Raw genomic sequence first — 15,394 nt, 5'->3', positions numbered from 1 at the left:
CACCAACCACAGGATTCGACATGAAGACCGTCTTGATTACCGGTTGCTCGTCCGGCTTTGGCCTCGAAATCGCGCGTTATTTTCTGGATCGCGACTGGCGCGTTATCGCCACGATGCGCGCGCCACGCGAAGACCTCTTGCCGCGCTCCGATCGTCTTTCGATTCTCGCCCTCGACGTGAAGGACCCGCAAAGCATTCGCGCCGTCATCGATGCCGCCGGTCGGATCGACGTGCTCGTCAACAATGCGGGTATCGGTTTTCTGAACGCGCTCGAAGGAACGCCGATGGACACCGTGCGCGATATCTTCGAGACCAATACGCTCGGTACCATTGCGATGGCGCAGGCCGTGTTGCCGCAGTTCCGCGAGCGCCGCGAAGGTGTGATCATCAATGTGACGTCGACCGTCACCTGCAGACCGCTGCATTTGCTGTCGGTCTACACCGCGAGCAAGTCCGCGGTCAACGCGTTCAGCGAATCGCTCGCGCTCGAACTGGAGCAGTTCAATGTGCGCGTGCGTGTCGTGCTGCCGGGACGCGCGCCTTCCACCCGCTTCGGCGAGAACGCGCAGGCACGTATGAAAGACGGATTCGCCGAGCCGTACGGCGCGCTCGTGGAGCAGATTTTCTCAAACTGGCAGAAAGAAACGGCCGTCACGCACGCATCGGATGTCGCCGAAGCGGTTTGGCTCGCAGCGACCGATTCATCGAGCCCGTTCAACATCCCCGCCGGCGAGGACGCTGTCGAGTGGTACAACGCGGCCGCTAAATAGCACGAGTAAAAATCGCGGAGGTGAGAGCCTCGGGCCTCAGACCTGGCCGATGCCGCCGTCATTCATCAAATCCGCGCCCGTCATATAGGAACTCTGTTCGGAGGCGAGAAAGAGCGCCGCGCTGGCCATCTCCTCGGCGCGGGCGAGTCGACCAATCGGGACCATGCTCTTGTACATGCTCACCAGATCCTCGCGTGTCGCCGACTGGGAGTCGAGAATCGGGGTGTCGGTGACACCGGGGCTAAGCATGTTGACGCGAATGCCGCGATCCTTGAATTCGGCGGCCCAGGTGCGGGCATAGGAACGCAACGCGGCCTTGGTCGCCGCGTAGGCGGTATGACCAGGGATGCCCATGACGTGCATGGCCGACGAAACCAGGATGATCGACCCGCCACCTGTCATCATCGGCAGCAGCTTCTGCACCAGAAATACCGGGCCGCGCGCCATGAGGTTGAATGCCTTGTCGAAATGCTCAGGCGTGATGGTGTCGATCGAAGCCTGCTCGGTAAAGCCCGCGTTCGACACGATGATGTCGACGACACCTTTTTCGTCCCTGACTGCCGCAGCGACACGGTCGAGGTCATCGAGATTCGCGGCGTCGGCCTGAAGCGCGGTAACGTTGCGTCCGAGCAGTTTGACGGCCTCGTCGAGCTGGCCTTGGCGCCGACCGAAGATAAAGACGTGAGCACCTTCGGCGACGAATCGCCTGGCGATCGCCAGGCCGATACCGGTCGTTCCGCCGCTAATAACCGCGATCTTCCCTGTGAGAGTAGACATTGAAGCTTCTGCCTGTTCGTGAATGGAAGTGACATCGTAATTGCGGCTCCTGCGAATGATAATCGGCGGATTTATCATAAGATCCATTCACCGAGAGAATAGATCGCACGAGAGAAATACAATGGATCGGTTTCACGAATTGAGCGCCTTCTTCGCCGTGGTTGAAGCGGGTGGCTTTTCCGCCGCGGCGCGCAGAACCGGCGAGTCACAGTCCGCGATCAGTAAGTCGATCGGCGCGCTGGAAAAGCGCCTGGGCGTGCTGCTATTCAACCGAAGCACACGCAGCGTGACCCTGACGGATCAGGGGCAGAAATACTACGAACGCACCAAGCCGTTGCTGGATGAGATTGAGGTGGCCGACAGCGAACTGACCAGCAGCACGCTGGATGTCTCGGGGCTGGTCCGGATCGCCTCTGCCTCTACGTTCGGTCGCCTGCACGTTGTTCCGCTCATTCCCGAGCTGCTGTCGCGCTATCCTGGTCTGCGGGTCGATCTCGTGTTGTCGGATTTCGTACGCGATATGGTCGAGGATCGAATCGATCTCGCGATTCGAGTGGGCTCCGTCAACGATCCGGATTCGGTCGTGAAGCGGATTGCGAGCACCCCGCTGGTCTGCGTCGGATCGCGTCGCTATTTCGAGCAATACGGTGTACCGAAGGATCCTACCGAACTCGCCAATCACAATTGCCTGCTCTACGGCGGTCTGATGGAGTCGGCAAACTGGCCGTTTCATGGGCCACGAGGCCGATTCAGCGTACCGGTGCGAGGCAACCTGTCGTCGAATAGCGTCGAGACAATACGATCGGCCGTGCTCGCGGGCGTGGGAATCGGCCTCTTCGCGAAGCTCTCGCTCGCCGACGAACTCAAGCATCCCGACATTGTGACCGTGCTGGACGACTTCATTCGCGACGCCCGTGATGTAAGCATCATCTGGCCGAGGCGTCGTTTCGTGCCTGCGCGCGTGCGCCGGGTGACTGACTATTTTGCGGCTGCGCTGCCGCAGCGCTTGTAGGAGCGACGTCCGTGAACTAAAAGATGGCTGGCGGCACTGCGTGCGTCTGAATCAGTCGATTCCGGCGTGCACTTCAAACGCCGTCCGTCACGCAATGTTCGCGAGCGGCGCGCGTCGAGTGCCAGCGTCGCTCGACATCGACTCGCGTACGTGGCGTGCGAATTCCTGTGCCGCTGGCTGAACCGTCGCGGGCAAGCGCAGACAGATCGCGAACGCAGGCAGTGCGGGCAAGCCGGTTACTCGAGGCGTCAGCGTCTCCAGATCGGCCGGCACCGTGGAGGCGAGCCAGGCCGTGATCGCGAGGCCCGCGCGCACCGTTGCGGCCGTCGCCTCGATGTTTCCGCTCTCGAACACCGTGCGCCAGGCAATGCCCTCGTCCGCGAGCGCGCCGAGCACCACCGGACGGAAAGCACAACGATCGTCTACCATCGACAGCGGCAACGGCCGCTTCTGCCATGCATCACTGCCGCGCCCCTTGACCCACACCAGCGGCTCGATGCAGACCACTTCACCTTCGGCTTCGCTTGCGACATATTCGACCAACGACACGTCAACGCGACCGCTATTCACCGCTTCGCTCAGCTCTGGCGACGCCGCGCACACCAACGAAATTTCGACGTGCGGATGCGCCTCGGCGAATGCCTTCATCGCGGGCGCGAGCCGCGTCACGAGATCGTAAGGCACGCCCACACGCAAGGCGCCGCGCAACGGCTGGCCGGTCATGTCGGCCCAGATTTCATCGTTCAGCCGCAGCAGCTTGCGCGCCTTCACGAGAAACTGCTCGCCCTGGTGCGACAGTTCCAGCCGGCGCGTCTTGCGAACGAACAGAAGGCAATCCAGCACATCTTCGAGGCGCTTCACCTGTTGGCTCACGGCGCCTTGCGTCATGTGCAGCAGATTCGCGGCGACCGTCATGCTGCCGCTATCGGCGACGGCAACGAAGGTGCGGATCAGATCGAGGTCGAGGTTTCGGCTCATCTATGCATTATGCGGCGTAATGTACCGCATCAATATTATTAGCTTTCACGTTGCCTTGACGATCCGTACAGTGCGAATTCATTGATCCGAATGTGCACCGATGACCTCGATTCTGCCGCTTCTGCTCTTCGTCGCCGTCGCGACCGTGACGCCCGGCGGCGCGACAACGCTCGCCGCCGCCTCAGGCGCACGCTTCGGCTTCGTACGCTCGATACCGCTGATGCTCGGCATCGCGATGGGCCTCGCCTTGCTCGCCGCGGTCGCCGCGCTCGGGCTTGGCGGCCTGCTTCTGACGCTGCCGTCGCTGCAAACGGCGGTGAGGGCGCTCGGCTCGGCGTATCTGCTGTGGCTCGCGTGGCGCATCGCGCGCAGCGGGCCGCCAAACGCGAGCAACGGCCCCGTGCGGCCGGTTTCGCTCGTCAACGGTTTCCTGCTGCTCTGGCTCAACCCGAAAGGCTGGGCGATGACGGTTGGCGCGGCGGCGTCTTTCGCGCTGCTCGCAAACAATCCGAACCGCCTCGCGATGCTGCTCGGTGCAGCGTTCGGGGTGACTGCGTGCGCGTCGCTCGCGCTGTGGTGTGCGCTCGGTGTGCTATTCGCGCGGCTGTTTCGGACGCCGCGCCACTGGCGCATTCTCAATCTCGCGATGGGTGTGCTGCTCGCCGCATCCCTCATTCCGACCTGGAGATAAGCATGTCTTCCCATCCGTTCGCCGAATCGTTCGACCTTGAAGCCGCGTTCGCCGATGTGTCGGATCATGGGTCGCCGAAAGTTGTCGCACAGGTCAACGATCAGTACGTGAAGGTCGCGAAAGTGCGCGGGCAGCTCGTGTGGCACGACCATGAGCACGAGGAGCTTGCCGAAGAACACGAGCACCCCGATATCGAGACCTTGCTGGATGAATCCATTCGAGACGCCGGAGACGTCGGCATCGTCTGGCCGAGGTGCCGTTTCGAGCGTGCATGGCGCCTCCGCTCGAGTCGACGCTGAAAGGCGTGCTCAGTGCAGTTTGACGTGCGGCGCGGTGCTTCGACGGAGCCGATGCGCGAGGGTATTGACGATCATGCGTGCATAGCCATGCAGCGCTGCAACGTGCATCCGATACAGCGACAAATACATGAAGCGAGCAAGCAGTCCGTCCACGAGCATGCTGCCGCCGATAAGACCTCCCATCAGACTCCCTACCGCATTCGCGTGCCCGAGCGACACTAGCGAGCCGAGATCGCGATAGGCAAACTCCGGAAGCTTTTTCCCCTCGATGCGTCGCGCAAGTGCCTTGACTAAAAACGATGCCTGCTGATGAGCCGCCTGGGCGCGCGGTGGAACATTGCGCTCGAAACCCAACCATGGACAGGCCGCGCAATCGCCGAACGCGAATATATGGTCGTCGAGATCCGTTTGAAGCGTGCGACGCACATTGAGTTGCCCCAGATGATTGACTGTCAGCCCATCGAGCGTTGAAAGCACCGCGGGTGCCTTGATGCCCGCGGCCCACACCGTGAGATCCGCACGTATCGTCTTGCCGTTTTTCGTGCGGATGAGTCCGGGCGCGACCTCCGCGACCCGCTCGTCGACCATCAACTTGACATTGAGTTTGCCCAGCAGTCCGGCAGCTGCGGTGGACACGCGTTCTTTCAACGCTGGGAGAATCCGCGGCCCAGCTTCAATGAGCACGATCCCGACGTCGTGTGTGGGGTCGAGCCGATGCAAGCCGTATGATGAAAGTACCTTCGCCGTATTGCGCAATTCGGCGGACAATTCCACGCCCGTAGCGCCCCCGCCAACGATCGCGACCTGAACACGAGGCGCGTGATCGACGGGCACTCCACATGCACTCCGCTCACCGGCGTCTCGTTGTTGTTCGGCGCGAATGCAAGCTGAAATCAGGCGCTTTCTGAAGCGTTCCGCTTGAGCGACGTTGTCAAGCGCGAGCGAATTTTCCGCCGCGCCCGGCACGCCGAAGTAGTGCGTTGTACTACCGATGGCAAGAATCAACGAGTCGTACCCGATTCGGCGCGGCGGTACCAGTTCGGTTCCGTCGTCATCGAGCAGTGGCGCAAGCAGGACCTGCCTCGAGCCACGATCCAGTCCGACAAGTTCGCCATGGATGAACTCGAAGCCGTGCCACTGGGCTTGCGCGGCGTACGCCAGTTCCTGTGCGAATGGGTCCAGACTTCCTGCTGCGACCTCGTGCAACAGGGGCTTCCAGATATGCGTCGGGTTGCGGTCGACCAACGTAATGGAGGCACGTTGCGCCCCGCTTCGCCGACCACCATAACGATCGCCTAGCCTCGTTGCGAGTTCGATGCCACCCGCCCCTCCTCCCACGATCACAAAACGATGCATGCAGATTCTCCCTGGACGACGACGCGCGGTACGGAAATCCAACACAACGGTTGAGAACAACTATCGCAGAAGCCCGACAGCAGGAAAATCTCATAGTTCTGATGGTTGCCTTCAGGTTTTCTGATTGAGAGATCTCCTACTGACCTCGCCCTCAACGGCGTACTCGCACTGTCTGGAAACCCCTCCAGGTTCACACGCACGATGCCCGAGACCCGACGCGCGACTTCACTTCGGCGCAGTCGGCTCGCCGCGATGGCCAGGCGCTCGAACGTACTGCTGAACGCAGTTCGGCCCTTCCACTCGACGTGGTCGTCAAAGGAATGATCGTAGGTGCCGCGCTGATGGCTGGGGGTCGTTCTTCGCCAGATCTGTGGTGATCAGGATGAAGCCATCAACGTTCACACTTTCGGTCGATGGATTGATACCGTCGGCAGGTATCTCATCGTTGTGGGCCTCAATGGCACCATGACTGCGTCGCCGAACTCGCTGAAACAGGCGCCATCGCAGCTAGCGAAAAGATGCCTTGCGACGCCGCCGCCAGTTCGCAGATAGCGTCGCTGACGCAGTTCATTCCGTCTTTATTCTCCAATGCGCTTGAAGCTGGCGTAGTAATCGTCGGTGTAATAGCACTCGCCGGTTTGCTTGCGCGGCCCACCACATACGATCCGACGCTGCCCCCGATCCGTCGCGCCTGGTGTGCGAACCGTATAGGTGTTGGTAGTAACCGCGCGGATGCTTCGGCAGCAAAGCCGCACTGTTACGAAACAAGACGCCGTCATCGCTAAACGGGAAGGGGCCGCCCGCTTTGATCAGTCGCAGAGTTTCGGCCGCCTCCGCCGGCAACTGCGCCTTGGTGACGGTGACCAGCGCGCCCGTTCCTTGGGCGCCTGATGCAGCGGTTGCATTGCTCGCACCCTGTGCTGGCTGAACCGGCGCCGAGCTCGCGGATGCGCCCGATGCCTCAGTGGCGCTTTGCGGTCCCTGCTTGCCGCATCCGCCGAAGATCGCGCTCAATGCGACGATGCAGGAGACAGCCCACGCTCTCTTCACGAAACGGTTCTCCCTTCGTTGACCAGCACCCGACGACCTGGATAGACGTAAAGGTATCGCTAATGACGGAGCGAATCAACGATCCATCGTAGACCCGTGCCTGCATGCGCGCGAGAATCGTGGTTTAACGATGGTTTCCACGCCTGCAGCGGAGTACGAAATGGACGATCCCTATGATCTTCAGCGCTTCCTCGATGCACAAGAGCCGGTCTACGACCAGGTATGCGATGAACTGAGGCACGGACGCAAGCGAAGCCACTGGATGTGGTTCGTGTTTCCTCAAATCGAGGGGCTCGGAACCAGCGCAATCGCTCAGCGATTCGCGCTTTCGTCGCTGGACGAAGCGCAAGCCTATCTGCGCCACCCGATACTCGGCCCACGGCTGCGCGAAACGACGCACCTGGTCAACCTCGTCAGCGACCGCTCCGTCGAGGAAATATTCGGGTATCCGGATGACCTGAAGTTTCGCTCGTCGGTCACCTTGTTCGCGCGCGCCACGAACGACAACGACGTATTCATCGAAGCTTTGCGCAAGTATTTCGGCGGAGAAGCCGATCCGCGGACCCTCCAGCTGCTCTAGGGCAACGCTGAATAAGTACCTGATTTTCGCAAATGGCCACGTAGCGACAAGGCTTTGCGGGGAGCGAAAAGGACTTAATCAGCGTAGCTCTAGACCATTTTGGTAGCGGTCCCGCGCACGCGGGGCGCAGCGAACCGCGCAATTCCGCTCCCGGTGCAGTGCGTGGTCACTGCCCGCTCACATCGGCTGCACCGGATCGAAAGAGCAGCAGGTGATCCGTGCCGGATTCGGACAGCCAGACCTCGCCCGGACGACCCATCATCTGACGCACGTTCGCGTGGTCACGCGGCAGCCGCAACACGTCGAACCGCTCGGCACGCGGATCGAAGCGCACTAGCGCATTAGCACTCCATTCGCTGAGCCAGACGATGTCCTGGTCGTCGACGAATATTGCATACGCGTGCGGATCGTTGCCGGGCAGTCGCCATTCGCGCCAATGATGCGTGCCAGGATCGTACACGCCGACTTTTCCGGCGTTCCACTCGCTGACCCAGATGCGCCCCCTGGAATCGGCCCAGACGCGGCGCGCGCCCTGATTCGACGTTGGTGGCTCGATGACCTGTGCCGCGCCCGTGGTCGGGTCGATGCGACCTACGTAATTTCCCGCCAGCGAAGCGAAATACAGATCCCCGGAGCGGGTCACGCAGATACCGTAGGGCCCGGCGCCGCGTGGGGCATCAAAGACGCGCATGCGCGATCGCTGCGGATCGAGTTCACCGTAGATACCACTTTGCCCCGTAAACCACAGATGCCCCTGTTTGTCGAACACGGCGGTATTCAGATTGGCATCTGGCCGGTCCTTGGGTAGCGGAAAACGCGTGACGGCGAGCGTCTTCGGATCGATACGCACGATTGCGTTCTGGCCGCCGTCAGTGACCCACGCCGCACGATCGGGGCCGACGATCACGCCATGTGGCGCCGATCCGGCGCCGAGCGCGATCATGTCGGTTTTGCCGCTGCGCGGGTCCAGCCGCCCGAGCGCTCCCCGCGCCTGCGCGGTGTACCACACGGTGCCGTCATGCGCCGGTGCGACGTCATGCGGTGCGCTGCCGGCCGGGATGGCGAAGCTCTCGAACGACGGCGGCTGTGCTTGAGCCTGCGCGAGGCCAAGGTTGTCTGTGCTGATCGCGCAAGCGATGGCGTACAGAGCCAGGGCAATCGCAGACCGGGCAGTCGATTGCGGGGCAAGCTTCGGAAAATGTTTGAAGTCCAAGCGGGCAAATTCCATCATCGCACGAAGTCGCTCGAGCGCCGCATGCCCCGGATGGATCGCGAACATCCACCAAAGAAGCCCCACAAGTAACAGCAGAGGAATCAGCATGGGTGGTCTCCATCGCTGCTTGTGCCAGCTAACGTATCACGAATGCCACTTGCCAAGGTCAACCCGACGTTTCAATGCTTGGCGGCGCGCTATGCGTCTGTCATCAGCCGATCTCGACCCCCGTCTTCCTGCCTGCCTGCCGACGCTCCTCTAGCGCGGCGTGCGCTTCCTCGACGTTGTCGAAAGTGCGATTCGCCGGGATATTCGTTGCCGGGTTTGCGGGCAATGGAACCGCACCAGGGTAAATACAGATTCGATCGCTCAAAAAGCTTTATAGAATGGCCAATATTAGCAAGTAGCAATACTGCTTGCTATAGATTAATCAAAGACATCCCGCAGAACCCGGAGACGCCATGCAGATCGACTTCCAAACGATGCGGTTCGACTACGAGCGAGCCGCCGACCACGATGCCGGTGCACCGCTCACCTATCCGGTCGTGGTGATCGGCGCTGGCCCGGTCGGGTTGTCAGCGGCCATCGATCTGGCCCAGCAGGGCGTTCGTACCGTGCTGCTCGACAATGACGACACGCTGTCGAGCGGTTCGCGCGCAATCTGTTTTGCGAAGCGGACGCTGGAAATTTTCGATCGGCTCGGCTGCGGCAAGCAGATGGTCGACAAAGGCGTGAGCTGGAACGTCGGCAAGGTGTTCCTGCAGGATGAACTGATCTATACGTTCAACCTGCTGCCCGAGACAGGCCACGCGCGCCCAGCATTCATCAATCTGCAGCAGTACTACGTCGAGGGCTATCTGGTAGACGAGGCGAAGCGAACCGCGAATCTGCAGATGCGCTGGAAAAGCAATGTGATCGGTGTGACCCAGCAAGACGACCATGTCGAGTTGCGGGTCGAAACGCCCGACGGCATTTATCCGATGCGCGCGCAATACGTGGTCGCCGCCGACGGCGCGCGCAGCGCGGTGCGCAAGGCGCTCGGTCTCGACAGTCATGGTCGCACCTTCAAGGACCGCTTCCTGATCGCGGATGTGAAAATGAAGGCGCCGTTTCCGACCGAACGCTGGTTCTGGTTCGATCCGCCCTTCCATCGCAATCAATCCGTACTGCTGCACAGGCAGCCCGACAACGTCTGGCGCATCGATTTCCAGCTCGGCTGGGACGCCGATCCGGTCGCCGAAAAACTGCCTGAAAAAGTGATTCCGCGCGTGAAAGCGCTGCTCGGCGACGATGCCGGGTTCGAGCTCGAATGGGTCAGCGTCTACACGTTTTCGTGTTTGCGGATGGACAGTTTCCGGCATGGCCGCGTGCTGTTCGCGGGCGATTCGGCGCATGGCGTGTCGCCGTTCGGCGCGCGCGGCGCGAATAGCGGCGTGCAGGATGCCGACAATCTCGCCTGGAAGCTGCGGCTCGTCGTCAACGGCGACGCGCCGCCGGCGCTGCTCGATACCTATGCATCCGAGCGCGAGTATGCGGCGGACGAAAACATCCTGAACTCATCGCGCGCCACCGACTTCATCACGCCGAAAAGCGCGGTTTCGCGGATGTTCCGCGATGCCACGCTTAAGCTCGCGAAAGAGTGTCCGTTCGCGCGGCGCATCGTCAACAGCGGCCGTCTGTCGGTGCCGGCGGTTCTGCGCGACTCGCCCCTGAACACGCCCGACGCCGACGCGTTCACCGGTGCGATGGTGCCCGGCGCGGCCAGCACCGACGCGCCGGTCAAGCTCGCTGGCGAAGACGCCTGGTTCCTGAATCAGACCGGACATGGCGGCTTCACGGGTGTGCAATTCTGCGGCCCGGGAGACGACCTGACGAAATGCGCCGAACGGCTTCGCGCGCTCGCATGCCTCGCGGTGCCGGTTCACTCGTTGATCGTCGTGCCGCGTGGCGCGGCCGTGACCGCTCTTCCGGAGATGCCTCACGTCACGGTGATCGAGGACGTCGAAGGCATCGTCACGCATCGCTTCGATGCGCGGCCCGGCACCTTTTATCTGCTGCGTCCGGACCAGCACGTCTGCGCGCGCTGGCGCGCCCTCGACACCGCCTCGGTCGCCAAGGCCGTGGATCGCGCAACCTGCAACGGATAACCATCATGACCAAGCTGAACATCGAAACGAATATGGCCGATCCCGATGCGTTCTATGAAAAGCTCATCGACGCGCACAATGGACTGACCGACGAGCAAAGCCATTTCATGAACGCAAAGCTCGTGCTGCTGCTCGCGAACCACATCGGCGATGCCGACGTGCTGCTCGAAGCGCTGGCGCTGGCGCGCGCCGATTGACGACCCAGGCTCAGCGCCCGATCCAGCCGAACCGCCACGACAGCCGTCGTGTCGTGGCGAGCAGCCTCTGTGCGGTCGTGCCGTGCGTGCTGAAATCAAAGCCGCCCGACGGACCGATCACCGCGACCACCAGACTGACGCTGCCCGTATGATCGAACACGGGCGCGGCCAACGCGCCGATGCCCGGCACCGGCGCATCGAGTGCGTCATCGATGCCGTCGCTGACAACCTTCGCACGACGTGCCAGATAGGCCGGGGCCAACGACGGCGGGCCCTTTTTCGGCGCCACGAGCACTTCCGCAACCGGCGCGCCCGCGAGTCTGATCGATTCCTGCGACAACAGCCCGACCAATACGTCGTCCGCAAGATGCGCGGCGAACACGCGCCCTATCGCCGTGTTGACGAGCGACATCACGGTGCCCACGCGCAGGCTCACGTGTTGTGGTCTCGCCGATTCTTCGAAACGGATGACCGTAGGACCCAAAGGTCCAAGAATCGCCACCGCGACGCTCATGCCGGACTCCGCCGCAAGCGTGACGATCTCCGGTTCGGCATCGCGAATCGGCGACATGCGCTGCAATGCGATCAGGCCGAGCTCCATGCCGAGCGGTCCCGCACTGAAAAGACCGGCGTCGTCGCGGCTCAGCAAGCCGACCTTGAGCAGACTCACCAGATGCGGAAACGCCTTGGCGGCGGGCATATCGGCGGCCGCGGCCAGATCGCGCAGCGACAGCGGACGGCCGGCGGCAACGAGTGCCAGCAGGAGGTCGCCCGTGTTGTCGAGCGCGCTGATTCCGCGCTGAGCTTTCGTGTCGTTGAGTTGGGGCGTGTTCGCGTCGGACGCGTCCGGGGTTTCGATCTGCATGATTCTCAGCTGGGTGTGACCAGCGCTTCGGTGATACGTCGGGAAGTTTCGAGCAATTGACGCGCGACCACACCGTCCCACGCGACTTCGATCGAGCCCGACGAGCCGATCGCCGTCAACGCGAGTTGCATCCGTTGATCGCCATCGAACACCGGCACGCTCAGACTGCTGATGCCCGGACTCGGCGCATCGATACCTCGCTCGATGCCGCGCGCGCGGATCTCATCGAAGCGTTTGCGCCACTCCGCGCTAGTCGGCCCTTTGGCGCGGCCCCGCGCCGGCGTCGGGTCCGCGGAATGCGCCTGGCTTCGCGCCATTTGCGCGACCTGCTCGGGCGCGCAGAACGCGCAGAATACGCGGCCCGTCGATGTCGCTTCGAGCGACATCACCGTGCCGATGTGCAGATTGACATGCAGCGGCGCACCGCTGCGCTCGTATCGGACGATGGTCGGGCCCTGCACGCCCGCCACGCAGATCGCCACGCTAAGACCGATCCGCTCCGCGAGCGAAGCCGCGTGGGCAGCCGCGATGCGATAGACCGGCTGCTGTTCGATATGCATGAGGCCAAGCCGCAACGACAGCGGCCCCGGCTCGTAGTTGCCGGTCAGGGCATCGCGCTTGACGAGGCCGAGGCGCGTCAGGCTCACGAGATAGGTATGCGCCTGCGCCGACGACAGTTGCGCCTCGCCGGCCAGTTCGGTCAGCCCGAGCGGTTCGCGCTGTCGCGCCAGCGCCTGCAGCAGACGTCCGCCGACCTCGACGCTCTGAATCCCCCGCTGTTTCTTTTCGCTTGTCGTATCAGCCATCGTGTTGTCCGCCCTTGACCCGAAGGAGATTCGGCCCGTCCGCTGTCGCCCGTGGAAGGCCTAGATGGTATCCGATCGGACCGTGCGGACCAACCAACGGAGTTTACCCTAGTTTAGTGAATGACAAGTTATTTTGTCATTGACAAATATAAGCGTGACGACGACTATTAGTCATCCCCCAACGAGTCGTGAGACGGAGACAGACATGGCGAAGGCTTTCGCATCCCAGGCCGACCTGGAAGAGAAGAAGATCACGTGGACCCAATTGTCGGAAAACGCGTATGCCTACACGGCCGAAGGCGACCCCAACTCCGGCGTGATCATCGGCGACGACGGCGTGCTGATCGTCGACACCACCGCCACGCCGGCCATGGCGCAAGACCTGATCGCGAAGATCCGCAGCGTCACCGACAAGCCGATCAAATACGTCGTGCTGTCGCACTATCACGCGGTGCGTGTGCTGGGTGCGTCGGCGTACTTCAAGGAAGGGGCACAGCAGGTGATCGCCAGCCGCGGCACCTACGAAATGATCGTCGAGCGCGGCGAAGCCGATATGAAATCGGAGATCGAACGCTTCCCGCGCCTTTTTGCGGGCGTCGAAACGGTGCCCGGCCTGACGTGGCCGACGCTGGTGTTCGAAAAGGAAATGACGCTCTTTCTCGGCAAGCTCGAAGTGCGCATCGCGCATCTCGGCTCCGGCCACACGAAGGGCGACACGGTCGTCTGGCTGCCGTCGCAGAAGGTGTTGTTCTCCGGCGACCTGGTCGAGTACGACGCGGCCTGCTACTGCGGCGACGCGCAACTCGAACAATGGCCGACGACGCTCGAAGCACTGCGCGCCCTGAACGCGGAGAAGCTGGTGCCGGGTCGCGGCCCCGCGCTGCTGTCGCCGGCGGAAGTGAACAAGGGCCTCGACTACACGAAAGACTTCGTCACCACGCTATTGCAGGCGGGCCGTGACGCATTCAGGGACAAGCTCGATCTGAAGGGCGCGATGGCGCTCACGCGCAAGGCAATGGACCCGAAGTTCGGCAACGTCTTCATCTACGAGCATTGCCTGCCGTTCGACGTGTCGCGAGCCTACGACGAAGCAAGCGGAATCAGCCATCCGCGCATCTGGACCGCGCAGCGCGACAAGGAAATGTGGGACGCGCTGCAGAACTGATCGCGCCACGCACTCGGGAAAGGCCGTCCGGTCTTTCCTCTTTTCCGTTCAAACCATGAAGGCGCGCTAGACGCCTCGGGCGCGCTCGTCTTCGCACAGGCGCGCTCCGCACCTGGAGCGAGACATGCAGCATTCCCTCGATGGCAACGCCATTGGCCACGCCGCGCCCGTCGCGAGCGACGATTCGATGTTCAGGAAGGTCGCGAGGCGCATCGTGCCGTTTCTGTTTCTTTGCTATGTCGTGTCGTTTCTGGACCGGATCAACATCGGCTTCGCGCAATTGCAGATGAAGCATGATCTCGGCTTCAGCGACGCGATGTACGGACTCGGCGCAGCCGTGTTCTACGTCGGCTACGTGCTGTGCGAGGTGCCGAGCAACATCCTGTTGGCCAAATACGGCGCGCGTAAAACCTTCATGCGGATCATGCTGCTGTGGGGCATCGCGTCGATGTGCATGATGTTCGTGTCGAAGCCCGCGCACTTTTACGTTCTGCGCTTTATGCTGGGCGTTTTCGAGGCGGGCTTTTTCCCGGGCATCGTGCTGTATTTGACGTATTGGTTTCCCGCCAGCCGGCGCGCCGCCGTGATCTCGGTGTTTTTCGCGGGCGTGGCGGTCGCGGGCGTGCTCGGCGGACTTTTCTCCGGCTGGATCATGCGCGACATGAGCGGCGTGCTGAACCTGTTCGGATGGCAGTGGATGTTTGCGATCGAAGGCGCACCCGCTGTGATACTCGGATTGCTCTCGTGGCGCTATCTGGTCGACCAGCCGCACGAGGCAAGCTGGCTCACGCAGGACGAAAAAGAGCGACTCGTCGCGCTTTGCGCGCAAGGCCAGTCGAAAGACCACCGGCATGACAGTCGCAGCTTCGCCGCCGCGTTGCTCAATCCGCGCGTCTATCTGTTCGCGTTCATCTATTTTTCGCTGACCTGTGCGTCGCTGACGCTCAATTTCTGGATGCCGTTGATGATCCGCGATTTTGGGGTTCAGGATGTCGTGGCGGTGAGTCTTTATACCGTGGTGCCGAATGCGATCGGTACGGTGGGTCTGATTCTGATTGCGCGCCGCTCGGATCGAACTGGGGAACGGCGTAAGCATTTTGCTTTCTGCACGGTGGGCGGGGGTCTCGCGCTTGCGGCGCTTACGCTGCATCTGAGCAGCTTTCCTGCGATGCTGGCTATCCTGTCGCTCGCTGCCGTGTTGATTTTCGCGGCGCTGCCGATCTTTTGGGCGGTGCCTACCAGCTATCTGTCCGGGAAAGCGGCTGCGTCGGGGATCGCGTTTATTAGCAGTATTGGGATTACGAGCGGGATCGTCAGTCCGTGGGTGATCGGTCAGATTCGCGCGACGACGGGGAGTATGGATCTTGCCGTTTATCTTCTTGCGGGGCTGCTTGTGGTTAGTGGGGTTGCTTTGATGGTCGGCGTTAAGGGGGGCGTGATGCGACGGTGATGTCGCCTATGCCGAGTCGTGGTGGTGCCGCTTGCCCG

General features: G+C 62.0%; 14 protein-coding genes and 2 pseudogenes. 9 read left to right on the top strand and 7 right to left on the bottom strand.

Annotated features, from left to right (window positions below):
• The first annotated feature begins 20 nt into the window (after positions 1 to 20).
• On the top strand, positions 21 to 770 hold the full coding sequence (locus OKW40_RS02715) for an SDR family oxidoreductase (RefSeq protein WP_429487993.1): 750 nt from the start codon (positions 21 to 23) through the stop codon (positions 768 to 770).
• A gap of 36 nt (positions 771 to 806) precedes the next feature.
• Here OKW40_RS02715 and OKW40_RS02710 read toward each other — a convergent pair whose 3' ends face one another.
• Positions 807 to 1,547, bottom strand: a complete 741-nt coding sequence (locus tag OKW40_RS02710; RefSeq protein ID WP_184055638.1) for an SDR family NAD(P)-dependent oxidoreductase — start codon at positions 1,545 to 1,547, stop codon at positions 807 to 809.
• 121 nt (positions 1,548 to 1,668) lie between these two features.
• On the opposite strand from OKW40_RS02710, the gene OKW40_RS02705 reads away from it, so the two are divergent.
• Complete coding sequence (locus OKW40_RS02705) at positions 1,669 to 2,559, top strand: LysR family transcriptional regulator (protein WP_429487990.1); 891 nt, start codon at positions 1,669 to 1,671, stop codon at positions 2,557 to 2,559.
• An 87-nt stretch (positions 2,560 to 2,646) separates the two neighbouring features.
• Here OKW40_RS02705 and OKW40_RS02700 read toward each other — a convergent pair whose 3' ends face one another.
• On the bottom strand, positions 2,647 to 3,537 hold the full coding sequence (locus OKW40_RS02700; RefSeq protein WP_429487988.1) for a LysR substrate-binding domain-containing protein: 891 nt from the start codon (positions 3,535 to 3,537) through the stop codon (positions 2,647 to 2,649).
• A gap of 100 nt (positions 3,538 to 3,637) precedes the next feature.
• Here OKW40_RS02700 and OKW40_RS02695 point away from each other — a divergent pair, with 100 nt between their 5' ends.
• Both OKW40_RS02695 and OKW40_RS02690 read left to right on the top strand, forming a co-directional pair.
• Positions 3,638 to 4,228, top strand: a complete 591-nt coding sequence (locus OKW40_RS02695; RefSeq protein ID WP_184058905.1) for a LysE family translocator — start codon at positions 3,638 to 3,640, stop codon at positions 4,226 to 4,228.
• Positions 4,229 to 4,230: 2 nt separating this feature from the next.
• Positions 4,231 to 4,392, top strand: a pseudogene (locus OKW40_RS02690) (cupin domain-containing protein); the annotation flags it as partial.
• 144 nt (positions 4,393 to 4,536) lie between these two features.
• Here OKW40_RS02690 and OKW40_RS02685 read toward each other — a convergent pair.
• Positions 4,537 to 5,883, bottom strand: a complete 1,347-nt coding sequence (locus OKW40_RS02685; protein ID WP_429487985.1) for an NAD(P)/FAD-dependent oxidoreductase — start codon at positions 5,881 to 5,883, stop codon at positions 4,537 to 4,539.
• A gap of 578 nt (positions 5,884 to 6,461) precedes the next feature.
• Positions 6,462 to 6,933, bottom strand: a pseudogene (locus OKW40_RS02680) (ribonuclease).
• Between the two features lie 160 nt (positions 6,934 to 7,093).
• Here OKW40_RS02680 and OKW40_RS02675 point away from each other — a divergent pair.
• Positions 7,094 to 7,513 (top strand): DUF1810 domain-containing protein, encoded by a 420-nt coding sequence (locus OKW40_RS02675; protein ID WP_429487983.1) that lies wholly within the window; start codon positions 7,094 to 7,096, stop codon positions 7,511 to 7,513.
• 166 nt (positions 7,514 to 7,679) lie between these two features.
• Here OKW40_RS02675 and OKW40_RS02670 read toward each other — a convergent pair whose 3' ends face one another.
• Positions 7,680 to 8,834 (bottom strand): virginiamycin B lyase family protein, encoded by a 1,155-nt coding sequence (locus tag OKW40_RS02670; RefSeq protein WP_429487981.1) that lies wholly within the window; start codon positions 8,832 to 8,834, stop codon positions 7,680 to 7,682.
• Positions 8,835 to 9,187: 353 nt separating this feature from the next.
• On the opposite strand from OKW40_RS02670, the gene OKW40_RS02665 reads away from it, so the two are divergent.
• On the top strand, positions 9,188 to 10,873 hold the full coding sequence (locus tag OKW40_RS02665; protein ID WP_429487980.1) for an FAD-dependent oxidoreductase: 1,686 nt from the start codon (positions 9,188 to 9,190) through the stop codon (positions 10,871 to 10,873).
• A 5-nt stretch (positions 10,874 to 10,878) separates the two neighbouring features.
• Complete coding sequence (locus OKW40_RS02660) at positions 10,879 to 11,070, top strand: DUF2783 domain-containing protein (RefSeq protein WP_013094246.1); 192 nt, start codon at positions 10,879 to 10,881, stop codon at positions 11,068 to 11,070.
• 10 nt (positions 11,071 to 11,080) lie between these two features.
• Here the strand turns inward: OKW40_RS02660 and OKW40_RS02655 are convergent, their stop codons facing one another.
• Both OKW40_RS02655 and OKW40_RS02650 read right to left on the bottom strand, forming a co-directional pair.
• Positions 11,081 to 11,935, bottom strand: coding sequence for an IclR family transcriptional regulator (locus OKW40_RS02655; protein ID WP_429487978.1), 855 nt, complete (start codon positions 11,933 to 11,935; stop codon positions 11,081 to 11,083).
• A 5-nt stretch (positions 11,936 to 11,940) separates the two neighbouring features.
• Positions 11,941 to 12,741 (bottom strand): IclR family transcriptional regulator, encoded by an 801-nt coding sequence (locus tag OKW40_RS02650; RefSeq protein ID WP_429487976.1) that lies wholly within the window; start codon positions 12,739 to 12,741, stop codon positions 11,941 to 11,943.
• A gap of 205 nt (positions 12,742 to 12,946) precedes the next feature.
• Between OKW40_RS02650 and OKW40_RS02645 the strand changes: the two genes are divergently transcribed.
• On the top strand, positions 12,947 to 13,906 hold the full coding sequence (locus tag OKW40_RS02645) for an MBL fold metallo-hydrolase (RefSeq protein WP_429487974.1): 960 nt from the start codon (positions 12,947 to 12,949) through the stop codon (positions 13,904 to 13,906).
• A gap of 124 nt (positions 13,907 to 14,030) precedes the next feature.
• The gene (locus OKW40_RS02640; protein ID WP_429487972.1) at positions 14,031 to 15,356 is read left to right on the top strand and encodes an MFS transporter; all 1,326 of its coding nucleotides are present in this window, start codon (positions 14,031 to 14,033) and stop codon (positions 15,354 to 15,356) included.
• The last annotated feature ends 38 nt before the right edge of the window (positions 15,357 to 15,394 follow it).

The sequence above is a fragment of the Paraburkholderia sp. RAU6.4a genome (assembly GCF_050435625.1).
GTDB classification, from domain to species: domain Bacteria; phylum Pseudomonadota; class Gammaproteobacteria; order Burkholderiales; family Burkholderiaceae; genus Paraburkholderia; species Paraburkholderia tuberum.
This window is presented reverse-complemented; position numbering and strand designations above follow the sequence as displayed.